Consider the following 15,429-nt stretch of genomic DNA (forward strand, 5'->3'; position numbering starts at 1 on the left):
CAGCACCTGCCCCAGCAGTAGCACCACCCCGGCGGAGGCCGGGGCCCAGTTGGGGGACGTTGCCAGCTGAGCGCTGTGGTCCATTACTGCGACCTTTCCAACTGGGCCCCGGCCTTCGCCGGGGTGGTGGCTGGGGAGGAGGCACGGCTAAGTGCGCTCCTCAATCGTGCGTCCGCGCCTGCCAGGTCGCATGCTCGATCCCATGCACCTTCGCCAGGTGATCGGTGATCGCATCCAGTTCCTCCGCCGGTACGTTCGTCGCCACCAAGGTCGCAGCGATCTCCACCCGGTCCTCACCCCGCTCAGTCACGTCCAGCTCCGCCACCTGCAACTGCGCAGCCTCCAGATGCTCGACCACCAGATCGCCGATCGGCCCGGCATCCCCCGCCGCCGCGGTCACCATCACGCTATACGTAGCCTCGATCGTCCGCCCCTCGGTCGGGATCCGGTTGATCCCGTCGACCAGCGGCCGCAGCGCGGTGTTCGCCAGCAGCACCACAAAGGTGAGCAACCCCGCCTCCGCGATCATGTCGCTCCCCGCGCACGACCCCACCGCCGCCGAGCACCACAAGGTCGCCGCGGTGTTGAGGCCGCGGACGTTCATCCCCTCCTTCATGATCACGCCCGCGCCGAGGAAGCCGATCCCCGACACGACGTAAGCGATGATCCGGATCGATTCGACGTCGCCGCCCAGCCGCTGCCCAAGATCGACGAACGCCGCCGACCCGAGCGCGACCAGCGTGTTCGTCCGCAACCCCGCGGTCCGCTGGCGATATTGCCGCTCCGCCCCGATAAGCGTCCCGAACACGAACGCGGCGATATAGCTCACCAGCGTGTCGAGGAACGGCCACAGGTGAAACGTCTCGACGAACCGCACCGGACGTTACTTCACCGGGACCGCAGTCGCCTCGGGCGCCGGCTTGTCCTTCACCGTCCGGTCGAGGAAGTTCAGGATCGTTCCCCAGACATGCTCGCTGATCCCCGGCCCCGCCACGCGGTGCGTGTAGCCGGGGTAGAACATCATCTCGAACGGCGTCGCGGTCGCCTGCATCCGCGCGGCAACCTTGGTCGAGTTGTCGAGGAACACGTTGTCGTCCGCCATGCCGTGGATCAGCAGCAACGGATCGACGATCCGGTTCGCCTCCTCGACCGCCGCGGACGTCACATAGCTCGCCGGGTCCTTCGCCGGATCGCCGAGATAGCGCTCGGTATAATGCGTGTCGTAAAGCTGCCAGTCGGTGACCGGCGCGCCCGACACCGCTGCGGCATACACGCCCGGCGTCTTCTCCAGCATCTTCAACGACATATAGCCGCCGTACGACCAGCCATAGGTCGCGATCTTGCTCGGCTCGACGAACGGCAACGACGTCAGGTAATTCGCACCCGACAGTTGGTCCTCAACCTCGACCGTGCCCATAGCGTGATAGATCTGGTCCTCGAACGCCTTGCCGCGGTTGTACGAGCCGCGATTGTCGATCTTGAAATAGATCCAGCCGCGATCGACCAGATACTGCGGCAATCCGCCCTGCCAGCCGCGCGTGACCTGCTGGCCGGTACCGGGCCCGCCGTAATGCTCGAAGAACACGGGGTATTTCTTGCCTGGCTCCAATGGCGGCGTGATCATCTCGTAATAGAGCGTCATGCCGTTCTTGGCCTTCAGCGTCCCGAACTTGGTCTCCTGATGGCTCGACAGATACGGGTAGTAAGGATGCCCCTCGACCACCGCATTCTCGTTGATCCACGAGATCCGCTTGCCGGTCGCATCCGCCAGATACACCTGCGTCGGCTGTTTGGGGTTCGAGCGCGAGATGATGAACCGGCTTGCGGCGGCATCCATCGTCGCGCTGTTCCACCAGCCCGCTTCGGTCAGTTTGGTGATGACGTTCGGCTTGGCGACGTCGACCGAATAAAGCTGCTGTTCGAGCACGTCGTCCTTGTTGCCGAGGAAGAACAACCGCCCCTTGGTTTCATCGACGCCGACCAGATCGGTGACGACCCAGTCGCCCTTCGTCAGCTGTGTCCACTTCCCCGACGCGAACCGATAGAGCTGGCCGTAGCCGCTCCGTTCCGACCGCCAGATCAGGCTGCCGTCCTTGAGCACGTGATACGCATCGGACAGGTTGAGCCAGCTCTTCACGCCCGATTTCTCGGTGAACAGCACGGTGGACTTGCCCGTCGCCGGATCGACGCGGAGCATCTCCAGCAGCTTCTGGTCTCGGCTCTGGCGCTGCACCAGCAGCATCCGGCCATCCGGCGTCCAGTCGACCCGCGCGAGATAGATATCGGGATTGACGCCGAGATCGACCTTCACCTGCCCCGAGCCATCCGCTTTCATGATATACAGATCGACCAGCACGTTGGGCGTGCCCGCGGCGGGATAGCGCTGCTCGTAGACCTTGGTCCCCGTCGCGCCGATCGATGCCCGGGTGGCGGTATGAACCGGTGCCTCGTCGAACCGCTCGATCGCGACATGCTGCTCGTCGGGCGACCACCAATAGCCGGTGCGGCGATCCATTTCCTCCTGCGCGACGAACTCCGCCTCGCCGAAGTGCACCGTTCCGCCACCGCCGGTCGTGAGCGCCCGCGCGTCGCCACCGCCCAGCGGCTGGACGAAAACGTTCTGGTCGCGGACGAACGAGACGAAGCTGCCCTTGGGGCTGACCACCGGGTTCAGCTCGCCGCCGGGGGTGTTGGTCAACCGCTTCACCTTGCCGTCGAGCCCGGCGAGATACAGGTCACCGTCGAGGGGGACGAGGATCGACTTGCCGTCGGGCGCCCAGTCATACGCGACGATGCCCTTCTGCCCGCCGATCCGCGCACGCTCGCGCTGCATTTTCTCGGCCTCGGTCAACTCCGCGCCGCTGCCGACGGTCTTCGAATCGACCAGCATCCGTGCTTGGCCCGTCGCGGTATCGACCGCCCAGAGATCGAAACGCTCCTTCTCGTCGTCGCGGTTGCGCAAGCTCGTCAGCAGCGTGCCGTCGGGCGACAAACGGACCGCTTTCGGCTGCGATCCCGACAGGTCCGGATTGCCGAACACGCGCGCCATCGTCAGGTCGCCGGGCTTGGCGGCTTCGACCGGGCGTATCGGTGCAGGGGCGGGTGCAGCGGGGGCAGCCGGCGGCGTGACCTGATCAGCGGCCATCGCGGCGGTTCCGACCGAAGCAAGTGCAAGCCCGAGCAACCATGTGCGCATCCTGTAGTCTCCGTGGGATCATGCCGCCGAGCCGTATCGGCGACGCGGCGCGTTATCGCGGTGCCACACGGCTGCGTAAAGTCCGCATTGCGGGTGAACGCTCGGGCGCAACGGGACGCGCGATCGCACCTTGCCGCATCCTGCGATACTTAAAGTCACGTTCACCGCGTCTTTACGCGCTTCGTATAAGGATACCGGAGACAAGGGAGCGCGGTTGAGGTTTGCCGCGCTGCATTACGTCTGGGATATGATGATTTCCAACGCCGTAACACAGATCGAGCCGTCAAGCGCATGGGACGCGCTCGTCCGCCTGGGCGCGGCCGACGGCAGCGCAGCGCACCCGCACATCCATCGCCTGACCAGTGGCGGCCCGGCGCAGCGCAACCTCTCCGACGCGGTTCACGCGGTATGCGCGATCCATTGCCATCATCCTGGCATGATCGCCGACGTTCTCGCCCACGCCGTGCACCCCGAAGCGACCGGCTGGCTGACTGTCGTGGCGGCCGGGTTTGCCGACGAACGTGCGTATCTCGCCCAACTGACCGCCGCGGTTGGTCCACTGCCGTCGACGCCGGGCCAGGCGGAAAGCGAATCCGCGCTGGTCGGCGAACGCCATGCGCTCGAGATGCTCGCGCGCTCGGAACGCACCGGCTGCGCGACCGGCGCGGTTGCCGCCCTGATCCACGACTGGGCCAGTGTCCGGCGTGTCCTCGACGCGGCCGCGGACCGGTTCGGTGTCGAGACGCCCCCCTCGACTTTTCCGCCGGCGTCCGAAACGGCTGCGGCGATCGCCAGCCTTGGCGCGTCGCCCGGTCGAGAACGCGCGATCCTCTTCGGCGCGCAGCAACTCTTCGCGCAGCACCGCGGCCTGTGGTCGCTGCTCGAAGCGCGATCGAGTGCCCGCGGCGACCTGTAACCGGCTTGCGCTGACCAACGCTTCCCCTCTATCCATACCCGGTATTCAGAACCGGACGGGACATCGCATGAAGCGCTTCGAGGGCACCCAGAGCTACGTCGCGACCGACGATCTGAAAGTCGCGGTCAACGCCGCCGTGACGCTGCGCCGTCCGCTGCTGATCAAGGGCGAACCCGGCACCGGCAAGACCGTCCTCGCCTACGAGATCGCGAAAGCCTTGGGCGCGCCGCTGATCGAGTGGAACATCAAGTCGACCACCAAGGCGCAGCAAGGGCTCTACGAATACGACGCGGTCGCCCGCCTGCGCGACGGCCAGCTCGGCGACGCGCGCGTCCACGACATCGGCAACTATATCCGCAAGGGCAAATTGTGGGAGGCGTTCACCCAGCCCGCGCCGCCCGTCCTGCTGATCGACGAGATCGACAAGGCCGATATCGAGTTCCCCAACGACCTGTTGCAGGAACTCGATCGGATGGAATTCCACGTCTACGAGACCAAGGAAACGGTGCGCGCGGTCGAGCGCCCGATCGTCATCATCACCAGCAACAACGAGAAGGAACTGCCCGACGCGTTCCTCCGCCGGTGTTTCTTCCACTATATCAAGTTCCCCGATCGCCAGACGATGCAGGCGATCGTCGACGTGCACTTCCCCGGCATCCAGAAGATCCTCGTCAGCAAGGCGATGGACCTGTTCTACGACGTCCGCGATGTGCCGGGCCTGAAGAAGAAGCCGTCGACCAGCGAACTGCTCGACTGGCTCAAGCTGCTCCTTCACGAAGACATGCCGCTCGACATCCTGCAGAACCGAGACCCGACCAAGGCGATCCCGCCGCTCCACGGTGCGCTGCTGAAGAACGAGCAGGATGTGATGCTGTTCGAACGCCTCGCGTTCATGGCGAAACGGCAGAAGAACCAGGGTTAAGCGCAGACCACGCGCCCACCTGCCCGAAAAACGGGGCGAGCGAGATCGTTAACCATAGGCCGAAACCGACCGGTCATCGTCGACCGCGTATCGGGGGAGCATGAAGCGAATCCGCCGAACGCTCCTCTGCCTCGCCCTTGCCGCCACGACGGCCGCCAGCGCCCATGCCGGTTCACTGCTTGACTATGTCGGCCAGTGCGTCCCCTTCGCCCGCGCCGCGTCGGGTATCCAGATCTACGGCAACGCCTGGACCTGGTGGGAGCAGGCCGACGGCAAATACGAACGCACGCACAAGCCGAAGGAAGGCGCGGTGATCGTGTTCGAGAAGACCAAGCGCCTGCCGATGGGCCATGTCGCGGTCGTCAGCCGGGTGGTCGAGAAGCGCGTCGTCATGCTTACGCATGCCAACTGGTCGCGCCAGAACGGCGAACGCGGGCATGCCGAACAGGATGTCACGCTGTTCGACGTCTCGCGCAACAACGACTGGAGCGACGTCAAGGTCTGGTACAAGGACGTCGATGGCCTCGGCGGCGGGATCTACCCGGTCTACGGCTTCATCTACGGCCATGCGCACGCCGCCGCCGAACTGACGAGCCGGAACCCGGATTACGTCGGCGCGCTGATTGACGCCTACGTGCCCGTCAGCGGCGAACCCATCGCCCGCTGAACGCGCGTCCGTCATCCTGACGAAAGTCAGGATCCAGAGCCAAGAAAGACCGCGTTCGTACCCGTGGATCCTGACTTTCGTCAGGATGACGGCGCGAATGGATTGCCGCCACCCGCCAAACCGTGCCACCACCGCGTCCGAAAAGACGGTGAGGATAGTGATGCGGTTCAAGGCTCTTACGACGATCACGCTGGCCTTGCTCGCGACCACCACTCCCTCGGTCGTCGGCGCGCAGAAGGAAAAGTCCCCGCCCCCCGGTGGCGACATCCCCGCCAAGTTCGTCCCCGCCAATGCGAGCTTCGACTTCGACCGCCGCGAGGTCGACATCAAGATGCGCGACGGCGTCACGCTTCACGCGGTCATCGTCCAGCGCAAGGGCGTCACCGACGCCCCGATCCTGCTCCAACGTACTCCATATAACGCCGAGAGCAGCGCCAGCCGATCCTCCAGCCCCAGCGGCGCAATGAACCTGCGCGCGTCCGACGCGATGTTCTTCGACGCCGGCTATATCCGCGTGTTCGAGGACGTCCGCGGCAAGAACGGCTCGAACGGCGCGTACATCAACGAACGCCCCCTGATCGGCCCGCTCAACAAGACGAAAGTCGATCACTCGACCGACGCCTACGACACGATCGACTGGCTCGTGAAGAACCTGAAAAACAGCAACGGCCGGGTCGGCATCATCGGCGGCAGCTACGACGGCATGATGGCCGCGATGGCGCTGGTGAACCCGCATCCCGCGTTGAAAGCCGCCGTCCCGATGAACCCGGTGATCAACACCTGGAAGGGTGACGACGACTTCCACGGCGGCGCGTTCCGGCAGATCGGCTACGACTATTACTACACGCAGGACGCGGCGAAGGGCGAAGCCGGCGACCTCTGGCGCGACGCCTACGACGATTACGACACGTTCCTGCGCGCCGGATCCGCCAGTGCGTTCGTCAAAAGCCGCGGCCTTGGACAGCTCCCGTTCGTCAACCGCCTTCACGATCACCCGACCTACGACGCATTTTGGCAGGGCCAGGCGCTCGAGGCGATCCTTCCCAAGCAGCCGCAGACAGTTCAGACGCTCTGGGTCGCCAGCCAATGGGACCAGGAGGACATCTATGGCGCCGTCGCGGCCTACGAAGCGGTATCGAAGGTCGATCCGAACCACGTCAACCACCTTGCGCTAGGCCCCTGGGCGCATGGTGGCGCGAACGGTGACGGCTCGACGCTCGGCGCGATCCGCTTCGACGCCGACACCGCGCTCTGGTTCCGCAAGAACGTCCTGCTCCCGTTCTTCGACGGTGCGCTGAAGGCGGACGCGACGTCGCCCGCGCTCGCCCCCGTCACCGCGTTCCAGACCGGCACGAACCAGTGGCAGACGCTCGCCGGCTGGCCGAATTCGACCGCTACGCAGAAACTCTATTTCCAGCCCGCCAGCGGCCTCGGCGCCACCGCCCCCGCACAGGACGGCCACGACGACTATATCTCCGATCCCGCCAAGCCGATCCCCTACCGCCTCCGCCCGATCCGCCCGACCTACGCGACCGGCTCGACGTGGCGGCAATGGCTCGTCGACGACCAGCGCCCGTTCTCCGACCGCACCGACGTCCTGACCTACCAGACACCGCCGCTGACCAGCCCGGTCGCAATCGCCGGCGCCCCCGTCGCCGACCTGATCGCCAGCACCACCGGCACCGACGGCGATTTCGTCGTGAAGCTGATCGACGTCTATCCCGCCGAATATTCCGACAAGCCCGAGATGGGCGGCTACCAGCTCGCCGTCTCGATGGACATTCTCCGCGGCCGCTACCGCGATAGCTTCGAGAAGCCGACCCCGATCGTCGCCGGCCAGCCGACGCATTTCCGCGTCGTTCTGCCCAACGCCAACCACGTATTCCTCCCCGGCCACCGCATCATGGTCCAGGTCCAGTCGAGCTGGTTCCCGCTCTACGATCGCAACCCGCAGACCTACGTCCCCAACATCTTCGACGCGAAGCCCGCCGACTACCGCAAGGCCACGATCAGCGTCTTCCACTCGGCTGCGCAGCCCAGCGCGATCGAACTGCCGATCGCGGCTGCCAAGTGAGGACGTGAGCCCATGTTCCTGAACTTCCTCGACGAACTCCGCAGCGCCGGCATCCCCGCCAGCCTGAAAGAGCACCTCATCCTGCTCGAAGCGCTTGACGCCGAGGTGATCGAACGGACGCCCGAAGATTTCTACTACCTCTCCCGCGCGGTGTACGTGAAGGACGAGGGGCTGCTCGACAAGTTCGACCAGGTCTTCGCCAAGGTTTTTCGCGGCTTGGCCACGAGCTACGGCACGCCGGCCGGCGAAGTGCCCGAGGACTGGCTGAAGGCGGTCGCCGAGAAATTCCTGACCCCTGAGGAAATGGCGGCGATCAAGTCGCTAGGCTCGTGGGACGAGATCATGGAGACGCTCAAGAAACGCCTCGAGGAGCAGAAAGAACGCCACCAGGGCGGCAACAAATGGGTCGGCACCGGCGGCACGTCGCCCTACGGCAACGGCGGCTATAACCCCGAAGGCGTCCGCATCGGCGGCGAAAGCACGCACAAGCGCGCGCTGAAAGTCTGGGACCAGCGCGAGTTCCGCAACCTCGACAACACCAAGGAACTCGGCACCCGCAACATCAAGGTGGCGCTCCGCCGCCTGCGCCGCTTCGCGCGCGACGGCGCCGCCGACGAACTCGACATCGACGGCACGATCGCCGGCACCGCGCGGCAAGGCTATCTCGACATCGTCATGCGCGCCGAGCGTCGCAATGCGGTGAAGCTGCTGCTGTTCCTCGACGTCGGCGGCTCGATGGATCCGTTCGTCAAGCTCTGCGAGGAACTGTTCTCGGCGGCGACCACCGAGTTCAAGAACCTCGAATTCTTCTACTTCCACAATTGCCCGTACGAGGGCGTGTGGAAGGACAACACGCGGCGGTTCGCGGAGCGTACGCCGATGTGGGACCTGCTCCACAAATATGGCCACGACTACAAGCTGATCTTCGTCGGCGACGCGTCGATGAGCCCGTACGAGATCACCCACCCCGGCGGCTCGGTCGAGCATTTCAACGAGGAACCGGGCGCGGTGTGGATGCAGCGGCTGACCAACACCTATCCGGCGGCGGCATGGCTGAACCCGGTGCCCGAGGCGCAATGGGGCTATTCGCAGTCGGTGCGGATCATCCGCGAACTGATGACCGACCGGATGTACCCGCTGAGCCTCGCCGGGCTCGACGACGCGATGCGCGAGCTGACCCGTAAGCGGTGAGTTTGGCGCGGTAAGCCGCTGACCGTAACGGAACCGTCACGGACGCGATCGGTTTATCGGGCATCATCCCTTACCGAAGGACAAGCCCTATGTCGTCGATTCCCAACTCCGCCATGCCGCACGCCAAGGTCCATCACGACGACGACCACAAGCCGAAGCCCGACGCGAAGAAGACCGCGGCGACCAGCGACTGGGTCGAGGACGCGACCGACGCGGCCAAGGCTGGCCTCGCGACCGCGACCGACGCGGTGAAGTCGCACCCGAAGACGGCGATCGCGGTTGGTGCGACGGTGATCGCGGGTATCGCAGCGGCGATCGCGGCGCCGGCGTTGCGCGCGAAGGATGCTGCGGAGAAGAAGGCGCCCCCGAAGAAGCCAGAGCCGAAGAAGCCGGCCAAGGCCAAGAAGCCGCACTGATACAATTGATACAAACGCGCTCGCCCACCCCACCCCGGCGAAGGCCGGGGCCCAGTTGGAAAGGTCGTAGTGGTGGGGTGCAGCCTCAGTTAGCAACGCCCCCCAACTGGGCCCCGGCCTCCGCCGGGGTGGAGATACAACACTGGATGCGCTTCCACTTCCTTGTTCTCCCGCGAAGGCGGGAGCCCAGTCTGGGCTCCCGCCTTCGCGGGAGAACAAGCTTTTCCGCACCGGCCGGCAAACTAAACCCGATCCACAACCCCACCAGCCATCGCCACCGGAACCCCAGTCGTCCCCGGAAAACTAATCGCCAGCCCCTTCAACGTCCGAACCGCCATATACGCGAACCCCTCAGCCTCGAGCGCATCGCCGTTCCACCCGAGCACATCGCTAGGCTCCACCACCAACCCGGTCCGCTCCGCAATCATCGCCAGCATCGTCGGATTATGCCGCCCCCCCCCCGCGACCAGCAACCGCACCGGCCGAGCCGGCAAATGCCGCAAAGCCTCCGCCACCGTAGCGGCCGTAAACGCCGTCAAAGTCGCCGCCCCATCCGCCGCCGACAACCCCCGAGCCGGCTGGATCGTAAAATCATTCCGGTCCAAAGACTTCGGCGGAGGCGCATCGAAAAACGGGTGATCGAGCATCGCCGTCAGCACCGTCTCGTCGACCCGCCCGGACGCCGCCAACGCCCCCCCGGCATCATACCGGGCACCAGTCTCCGCCTCGACCCAGCTATCGATCAGCCCGTTCGCCGGCCCGGTATCGAACGCCACCAGTCCATCGCGGTCCGTCATCTGTGCCCGCTCCGGCGACATCTCGCGCGAATCGTGCATGTCGAGCCCGCCGGGAATGAAGGTGATGTTCCCCACCCCGCCAAGGTTCAGCACCGCGACCGGCCCCTCGAGCCCCGCCGCCAACGCCGCATGATACACCGGCAGCAACGGCGCCCCCTGCCCGCCCGCGGCCACATCCGCCGACCGAAAATCCGACACCGTCGTAATCCCGGTAGCCCGCGCGACCGCCGCCCCGTCGCCGATCTGCCACGTCCAGCGCCGATCAGGCCGATGCGCAATCGTCTGCCCGTGGAAGCCGATCACGTCGACATCCGCCGCCGCAACCCCCGCATCCGCCAGCAGCTTGTGCACCGCAAACACATGCGCGCGCGTAATCAGTTCGCCCGCAGCGACCACCGGCGGACTAGCGCGCGGCTTGTCGAACGTCAGCGCCATCCGCGTGGCCTCCGCCAATTGCGCCCGCGCCGCATCCGAATAGGGCTCGCCGCGAAACGCGATCGGCCGCACGAACGCCTCGCCGTCGGTCTCGATCAACGCGGCATCGATCCCGTCGAGCGACGTCCCCGACATCAGTCCAATCGCCAGCATATCGGTTCCTTCCCGCGCAATCCGCCCACCCATGCAGGATGCATTTTCCGCCGCCTAGAAAAAACCGAACTTTGCGCCTATGTGCGCGGGCTTCATGGCAACAACACTCCCCTCCCCGCCGAAGATCGGCATGGTCTCGCTCGGCTGTCCGAAGAACCTCGTCGACAGCGAGCGGATTCTCACCCAGCTCCGCGGCGACGGCTACCAGATGTCGCCGGACTATGCCGGCGCCGACATCGTCCTGGTCAACACCTGCGGCTTCCTAGATTCCGCCAAGGAGGAAAGCCTCGAGGCGATCGGCGAGGCGATTGCCGAGAACGGCCGCGTCATCGTCACCGGCTGCATGGGCAAGGAAGCCGACGCGATCCGCGCACGCTTCCCGCAGGTTCTCGCGATCACCGGTGCGCACGAATACGAGCAGGTCGTCGGCGCGGTCCACGAGGCCGCACCGATGCCGCCGTCCGCCTTCCTCAACCTGATCCCCGACGCCGGCCTGAAGCTGACCCCGCGCCACTACAGCTATCTGAAGATCTCGGAAGGCTGCAACCACCGCTGCTCGTTCTGCATCATCCCGTCCTTGCGCGGCGATCTCGTCAGCCGCCGCCCCGACGCGATCCTGCGCGAGGCGGAGAAGCTCGTCGAAGCCGGCACCAAGGAACTGCTGGTCATCAGCCAGGACACCTCGGCGTATGGCGTCGACCTGCGCCACGCCAGCTGGCCAGTGAAGACCGGCGGCCCGATGTCGCGGAACGAAGCCCGCGAGGTCCGCGCGCACATGACCGACCTCTCGCGCGAACTCGGCAAGATCGCGCCGTGGGTCCGCCTCCACTACGTCTACCCCTACCCGCACGTCGACCACGTCATCCCGCTGATGGCGGAAGGCCTCGTGCTGCCGTATCTCGATATCCCGTTCCAGCACGCCGCGCCGTCGGTACTCCGCCGGATGAAGCGCCCCGGCAACGATGCGAAAGTGCTCCAGCGCATCCACAACTGGCGCACCATCGCGCCCGACATCACGATCCGCTCGACCTTCGTCGTCGGCTTCCCCGGCGAGACCGAGGAGGATTTCCAGTATCTGCTCGACTGGCTCGACGAAGCGCAGCTCGATCGCGTCGGCGCGTTCCGCTTCGAGCCGGTCGAAGGGGCGGCGGCGAACCTGCTCCCCGACCACGTGCCCGAAGAGCTCAAGGAAGAGCGCTACGCCCGCATCATGGAAAAGACCGCGGCAATCTCCGCCGCCAAGTTGCAGGCGAAGATCGGCCGCACGCTGGACGTGATCATCGATGCGGTAGACGAGGAAGGCGCAACCGGCCGTTCAAAGGCGGACGCGCCCGAGATCGACGGCGAAGTCTTCCTCCGCGACGCCGGCCATTTGACGGTCGGCGACATCGTCCCGGTCACAATCGAAGACGCCGACGATCACGACCTCTACGGCGTCCCCGTCGCCTAAACGTTCTCCCGCGAAAGCGGGAGCCCAGGATACCAAGCGATACCGCCCGTAATCCTGGACTTCTGCGTTCGCAGGAGAACGCGATTCAGACTACGTTGCGGCCGGTGAACAGCTTCACCAGAACGACGATCACCGCGATCACCAGCAGGATGTGGATCAGTCCACCTGCGACATGGAAGGCGAAGCCTGCCAGCCAGAGGATCAGCAGGATTACGGCGATGGTATACAGCATGGTTATATCCCCTAAGACGTGAAATGGCTCCCGGTCGGACGATGAAACGTGCGTGTAACACGGCGTGTTCCGTCAACATTTCTGCCCTAGCCTAACCCCCTCAACCGCCACGGAATAAAAATCACAGCGTTGCGCGCGCACGCCGGTTCTGCTTCGTTGCGCGCATGATCCTCCGCCTCCTCGCCGTCGCCGCGCTGCTCCCCGCTCCCGCCATCGCGCAGTCGCTCACCCCCACCGAAACCGCGCAGATCGACACGCTGGTCACCGGCGCGCTCGGCGATACCGGCGTGCCGTCCGCCTCGATCGCGGTAGTTCGCGGCGGGCGGATCGTGTTCGCCAAGGCCTACGGCAAACCGTCAGAGGCGATCGCCGTGGCCGACCCGAAGCTCCCCTACCAGATCGCCTCGATCTCCAAGCAGTTCACCGCCGCCGCGATCCTGCTACTCGAGGACGAAGGCAAGCTCAGCCTCGACGACACCGTGTCGAAATACATCCCCGGCATCACCGGCGGCGACCGCATCACGATTCGCCAGCTGCTCAGCCACACTTCCGGCCTCCAGGATTACTGGCCGCAGGACTACAGCTTCGCGGCGATGGCCAAGCCCGTCACGCCGCAGCAGATCGTCGATCGCTGGGCCAAGAAGCCGCTAGATTTCGCACCCGGCACACAGTGGCAATATTCGAACACGGGCTACGTCGTCGCCGGGCTCATCGTCGAGAAGGTCGCGCGCCAGCCGCTGCTAAGCTTCCTCCAGCAGCGCATCTTCCAGCCGCTCGACATCCGCGCACTCGACCAGGACAAGGCGATCGGAAAGGCCTTCCCGCAAGGCTATGGCCGCTTCGCGCTCGGCCCGGTCCGCCCCGAGACCCCCAGTGCGGACGGCTGGCTCTACGCCGCCGGCGAACTCTCGATGAGCGCCGAAGACCTCGCCAAATGGGACGTCGCGCGCCTCAACCGCACCACGCTCCCCACCGACGACTGGGCCGCGCAGGAAACCCCCGTCAAGCTCGCCGACGGATCGAGCAACGGCTACGGCCTCGGCGTCTTCACCGGCAGCGCGAACGGTCGCCGCTACGTCGAGCATAGCGGCGAAGCGGTCGGCTTCCTGTCCGAGAACACCGTCTATCCCGATGACAAGGCCGCCATCGTCGTCCTCACCAACAGCTGGTTCAGCGACGCAACAAGCCGCATCGCCGCGGGCGTCGCAAAAATCGTCCTGCCGCCCGCCGCCGCCAGCGCCGAAGACACCGCCGCACTCTCCCGCGCCCGCGCCGTCTACGACCAGCTCCGCACCGGCACGCTCGACCGCAAACGCCTGACCGAAGACGCCAATTACTATTTCAAGCCGGTCGCACTCGATGACTACAAAACGAGTCTGAGCGCACTAGGCGACCCCACCGCGTTCGCACAAACCGGCAAGACCCGCTTGCGCGGCGGCTTCGTCAACCGCACCTACCGCATAACCTATCCCGACCGCACGCTCTCGCTCAGCACCTATGCCGAGCCGGGATCAAGCGGCCGATACGAACAACTCCTGGTGGCGCCCGCACAATGACCGACTTCGCTTCGATGCTCCAACCCGACCGCGGCCAGCCCGCACGGACGATCCACGTCGTACACCCCGATACGTATGAAGGCTGGCTCGCCAAGCAGTCGCAGCGCATTCGCACGACGATCGCCGCGCACCGGCTGACCGGCAAAGCCGGCGATCGCGCGGTCCTGCCGGGCGACACCGCCGACGTCTGGTCGATGCTGCTGGTCTGCAACGAAGCGGTGACGTCCCCTTGGCGGATTGCCTCGCTCGGCGCGTCGCTACCCGAGGGCACCTACCGTCTCGCGGAAGGTCCGGTCGACGCGGCCGGACTCGGCTGGCTGCTCGCCCAGCACCAGTTCACGCGGTACGTAAAGCCAGACGCGATCGGCGCCCGCGTGCTGCTGACCGAAGACGCCGCGCACATCGACCAGACTGTGCGCCTCGCCGAAGCCACCGCTCTCGTCCGCGACCTTGTCAACACCGGCGCCTCCGACATGGGCCCCGCCGACCTCGAAGCCGCTGCCGAGACGCTCGCCAAACGCCACGGCGCGACCGTCACGACCACGCGCGGCGATGCGCTAGCGGCCGGCTACCCGATGATCCATGCGGTCGGGCAGGCCGCGAGCAAGGACCGCGCGCCACGGCTGATCGAACTCGAATGGGGCGATCCCACGCACCCCCGCATCGCGCTGATCGGCAAGGGCGTCACCTTCGACACCGGCGGGCTCGACATCAAGCCATCCGCGGGCATGCGGCTGATGAAGAAGGACATGGGCGGCGCTGCGCATGCCTTGGCGCTGGCGAGCCTCGTGATGGCGGCCAAGCTTCCGGTCCGCCTCCATCTCCTGATCCCCGCGGTGGAAAACTCGATCGCCGGCAACGCCTTCCGCCCCGGCGACGTGCTTGCTACGCGCAAGGGCCTGACGGTCGAGAACACCAACACCGACGCGGAAGGCCGCCTCGTGCTCGGCGATGCGCTGACCAAGGCGGGCGAGGGCAATCCCGAACTGATCCTCGACTTCGCGACGCTGACCGGCGCGGCGCGCGTCGCACTAGGTCCGGACCTGCCGCCGATGTTCACCGACGACGAGTCGCTGGCGGCGGACCTGCTCGCAGCCGGGCTGGAGCAGAACGACCAGATGTGGCGCCTGCCGCTTTGGAACGGCTATGATGAGATGCTCAAGTCGGACATCGCCGACATGGTCAACGCACCCGATGGCGGGTTCGCTGGTGCGATCACCGCCGCGCTGTTCCTGCGTCGGTTCGTGCCGAAGACCGCGGCGTGCGCCCATCTCGACGTGTTCGCATGGCGCCCGTCCGCCAAACCAGGGCGACCGAAGGGTGGCGAAGCCTATGCCCTCCGCGCCGCCTTCGCGATGTTGGCGAAGCGGTACTCGCGCTAAATAAAGGGAACGCCAAACACCCCGTCATCCCCGCGCAGGCGG

General features: G+C 65.9%; 13 protein-coding genes. 9 read left to right on the forward strand and 4 right to left on the reverse strand.

Annotated elements, in window-relative coordinates; all coding sequences use genetic code 11:
- Positions 1-160: 160 nt before the first annotated feature.
- Together IFT67_RS02155 and IFT67_RS02160 are read right to left on the reverse strand one after the other, a co-directional pair.
- Entirely contained in the window at positions 161-877 is a 717-nt protein-coding gene (locus IFT67_RS02155; RefSeq protein ID WP_192144883.1) for an MgtC/SapB family protein, read from the reverse strand.
- 6 nt (positions 878-883) lie between these two features.
- A complete protein-coding gene (locus tag IFT67_RS02160) occupies positions 884-3,196 on the reverse strand; it encodes a S9 family peptidase (protein ID WP_192144884.1) in 2,313 nt (770 codons plus the stop codon).
- Between the two features lie 247 nt (positions 3,197-3,443).
- Between IFT67_RS02160 and IFT67_RS02165 the strand changes: the two genes are divergently transcribed.
- From IFT67_RS02165 to IFT67_RS02190, 6 genes are all read left to right on the forward strand, one after another.
- A complete protein-coding gene (locus IFT67_RS02165; RefSeq protein WP_244647136.1) occupies positions 3,444-4,112 on the forward strand; it encodes a DUF6975 family protein in 669 nt (222 codons plus the stop codon).
- A 67-nt stretch (positions 4,113-4,179) separates the two neighbouring features.
- Positions 4,180-5,034 (forward strand): AAA family ATPase, encoded by an 855-nt coding sequence (locus IFT67_RS02170; RefSeq protein WP_060525606.1) that lies wholly within the window; start codon positions 4,180-4,182, stop codon positions 5,032-5,034.
- Positions 5,035-5,134: 100 nt separating this feature from the next.
- Complete coding sequence (locus IFT67_RS02175; protein ID WP_192144885.1) at positions 5,135-5,701, forward strand: CHAP domain-containing protein; 567 nt, start codon at positions 5,135-5,137, stop codon at positions 5,699-5,701.
- A gap of 160 nt (positions 5,702-5,861) precedes the next feature.
- Positions 5,862-7,775, forward strand: a complete 1,914-nt coding sequence (locus IFT67_RS02180) for a CocE/NonD family hydrolase (protein ID WP_192144886.1) — start codon at positions 5,862-5,864, stop codon at positions 7,773-7,775.
- A 12-nt stretch (positions 7,776-7,787) separates the two neighbouring features.
- On the forward strand, positions 7,788-8,966 hold the full coding sequence (locus IFT67_RS02185; protein WP_060525609.1) for a vWA domain-containing protein: 1,179 nt from the start codon (positions 7,788-7,790) through the stop codon (positions 8,964-8,966).
- 89 nt (positions 8,967-9,055) lie between these two features.
- Positions 9,056-9,382 carry a hypothetical protein gene (locus IFT67_RS02190; protein ID WP_056048621.1) on the forward strand — a complete coding sequence of 109 codons (327 nt, stop codon included), beginning with the start codon at positions 9,056-9,058 and terminating at the stop codon, positions 9,380-9,382.
- Between the two features lie 242 nt (positions 9,383-9,624).
- On the opposite strand, the gene IFT67_RS02195 is transcribed toward IFT67_RS02190, so the two are convergent.
- A complete protein-coding gene (locus tag IFT67_RS02195; RefSeq protein WP_192144887.1) occupies positions 9,625-10,767 on the reverse strand; it encodes an anhydro-N-acetylmuramic acid kinase in 1,143 nt (380 codons plus the stop codon).
- 94 nt (positions 10,768-10,861) lie between these two features.
- On the opposite strand from IFT67_RS02195, the gene rimO reads away from it, so the two are divergent.
- The gene (rimO, locus tag IFT67_RS02200) at positions 10,862-12,217 is read left to right on the forward strand and encodes a 30S ribosomal protein S12 methylthiotransferase RimO (RefSeq protein WP_056050378.1); all 1,356 of its coding nucleotides are present in this window, start codon (positions 10,862-10,864) and stop codon (positions 12,215-12,217) included.
- Positions 12,218-12,302: 85 nt separating this feature from the next.
- Here the strand turns inward: rimO and IFT67_RS02205 are convergent, their stop codons facing one another.
- Positions 12,303-12,449: a lmo0937 family membrane protein gene (locus IFT67_RS02205; RefSeq protein WP_107954842.1), complete on the reverse strand. Its 147-nt coding sequence runs from the start codon at positions 12,447-12,449 to the stop codon at positions 12,303-12,305.
- 164 nt (positions 12,450-12,613) lie between these two features.
- Here IFT67_RS02205 and IFT67_RS02210 point away from each other — a divergent pair, with 164 nt between their 5' ends.
- Both IFT67_RS02210 and IFT67_RS02215 read left to right on the forward strand, forming a co-directional pair.
- Positions 12,614-14,005 carry a serine hydrolase domain-containing protein gene (locus IFT67_RS02210; protein ID WP_192144888.1) on the forward strand — a complete coding sequence of 464 codons (1,392 nt, stop codon included), beginning with the start codon at positions 12,614-12,616 and terminating at the stop codon, positions 14,003-14,005.
- The gene (locus tag IFT67_RS02215; RefSeq protein WP_192144889.1) at positions 14,002-15,387 is read left to right on the forward strand and encodes a leucyl aminopeptidase family protein; all 1,386 of its coding nucleotides are present in this window, start codon (positions 14,002-14,004) and stop codon (positions 15,385-15,387) included. The genes IFT67_RS02210 and IFT67_RS02215 overlap by 4 nt, the downstream gene beginning before the upstream one ends.
- The last annotated feature ends 42 nt before the right edge of the window (positions 15,388-15,429 follow it).

It is taken from the genome of Sphingomonas sp. CFBP 13728, from assembly GCF_014841895.1.
Taxonomy (GTDB): domain Bacteria; phylum Pseudomonadota; class Alphaproteobacteria; order Sphingomonadales; family Sphingomonadaceae; genus Sphingomonas.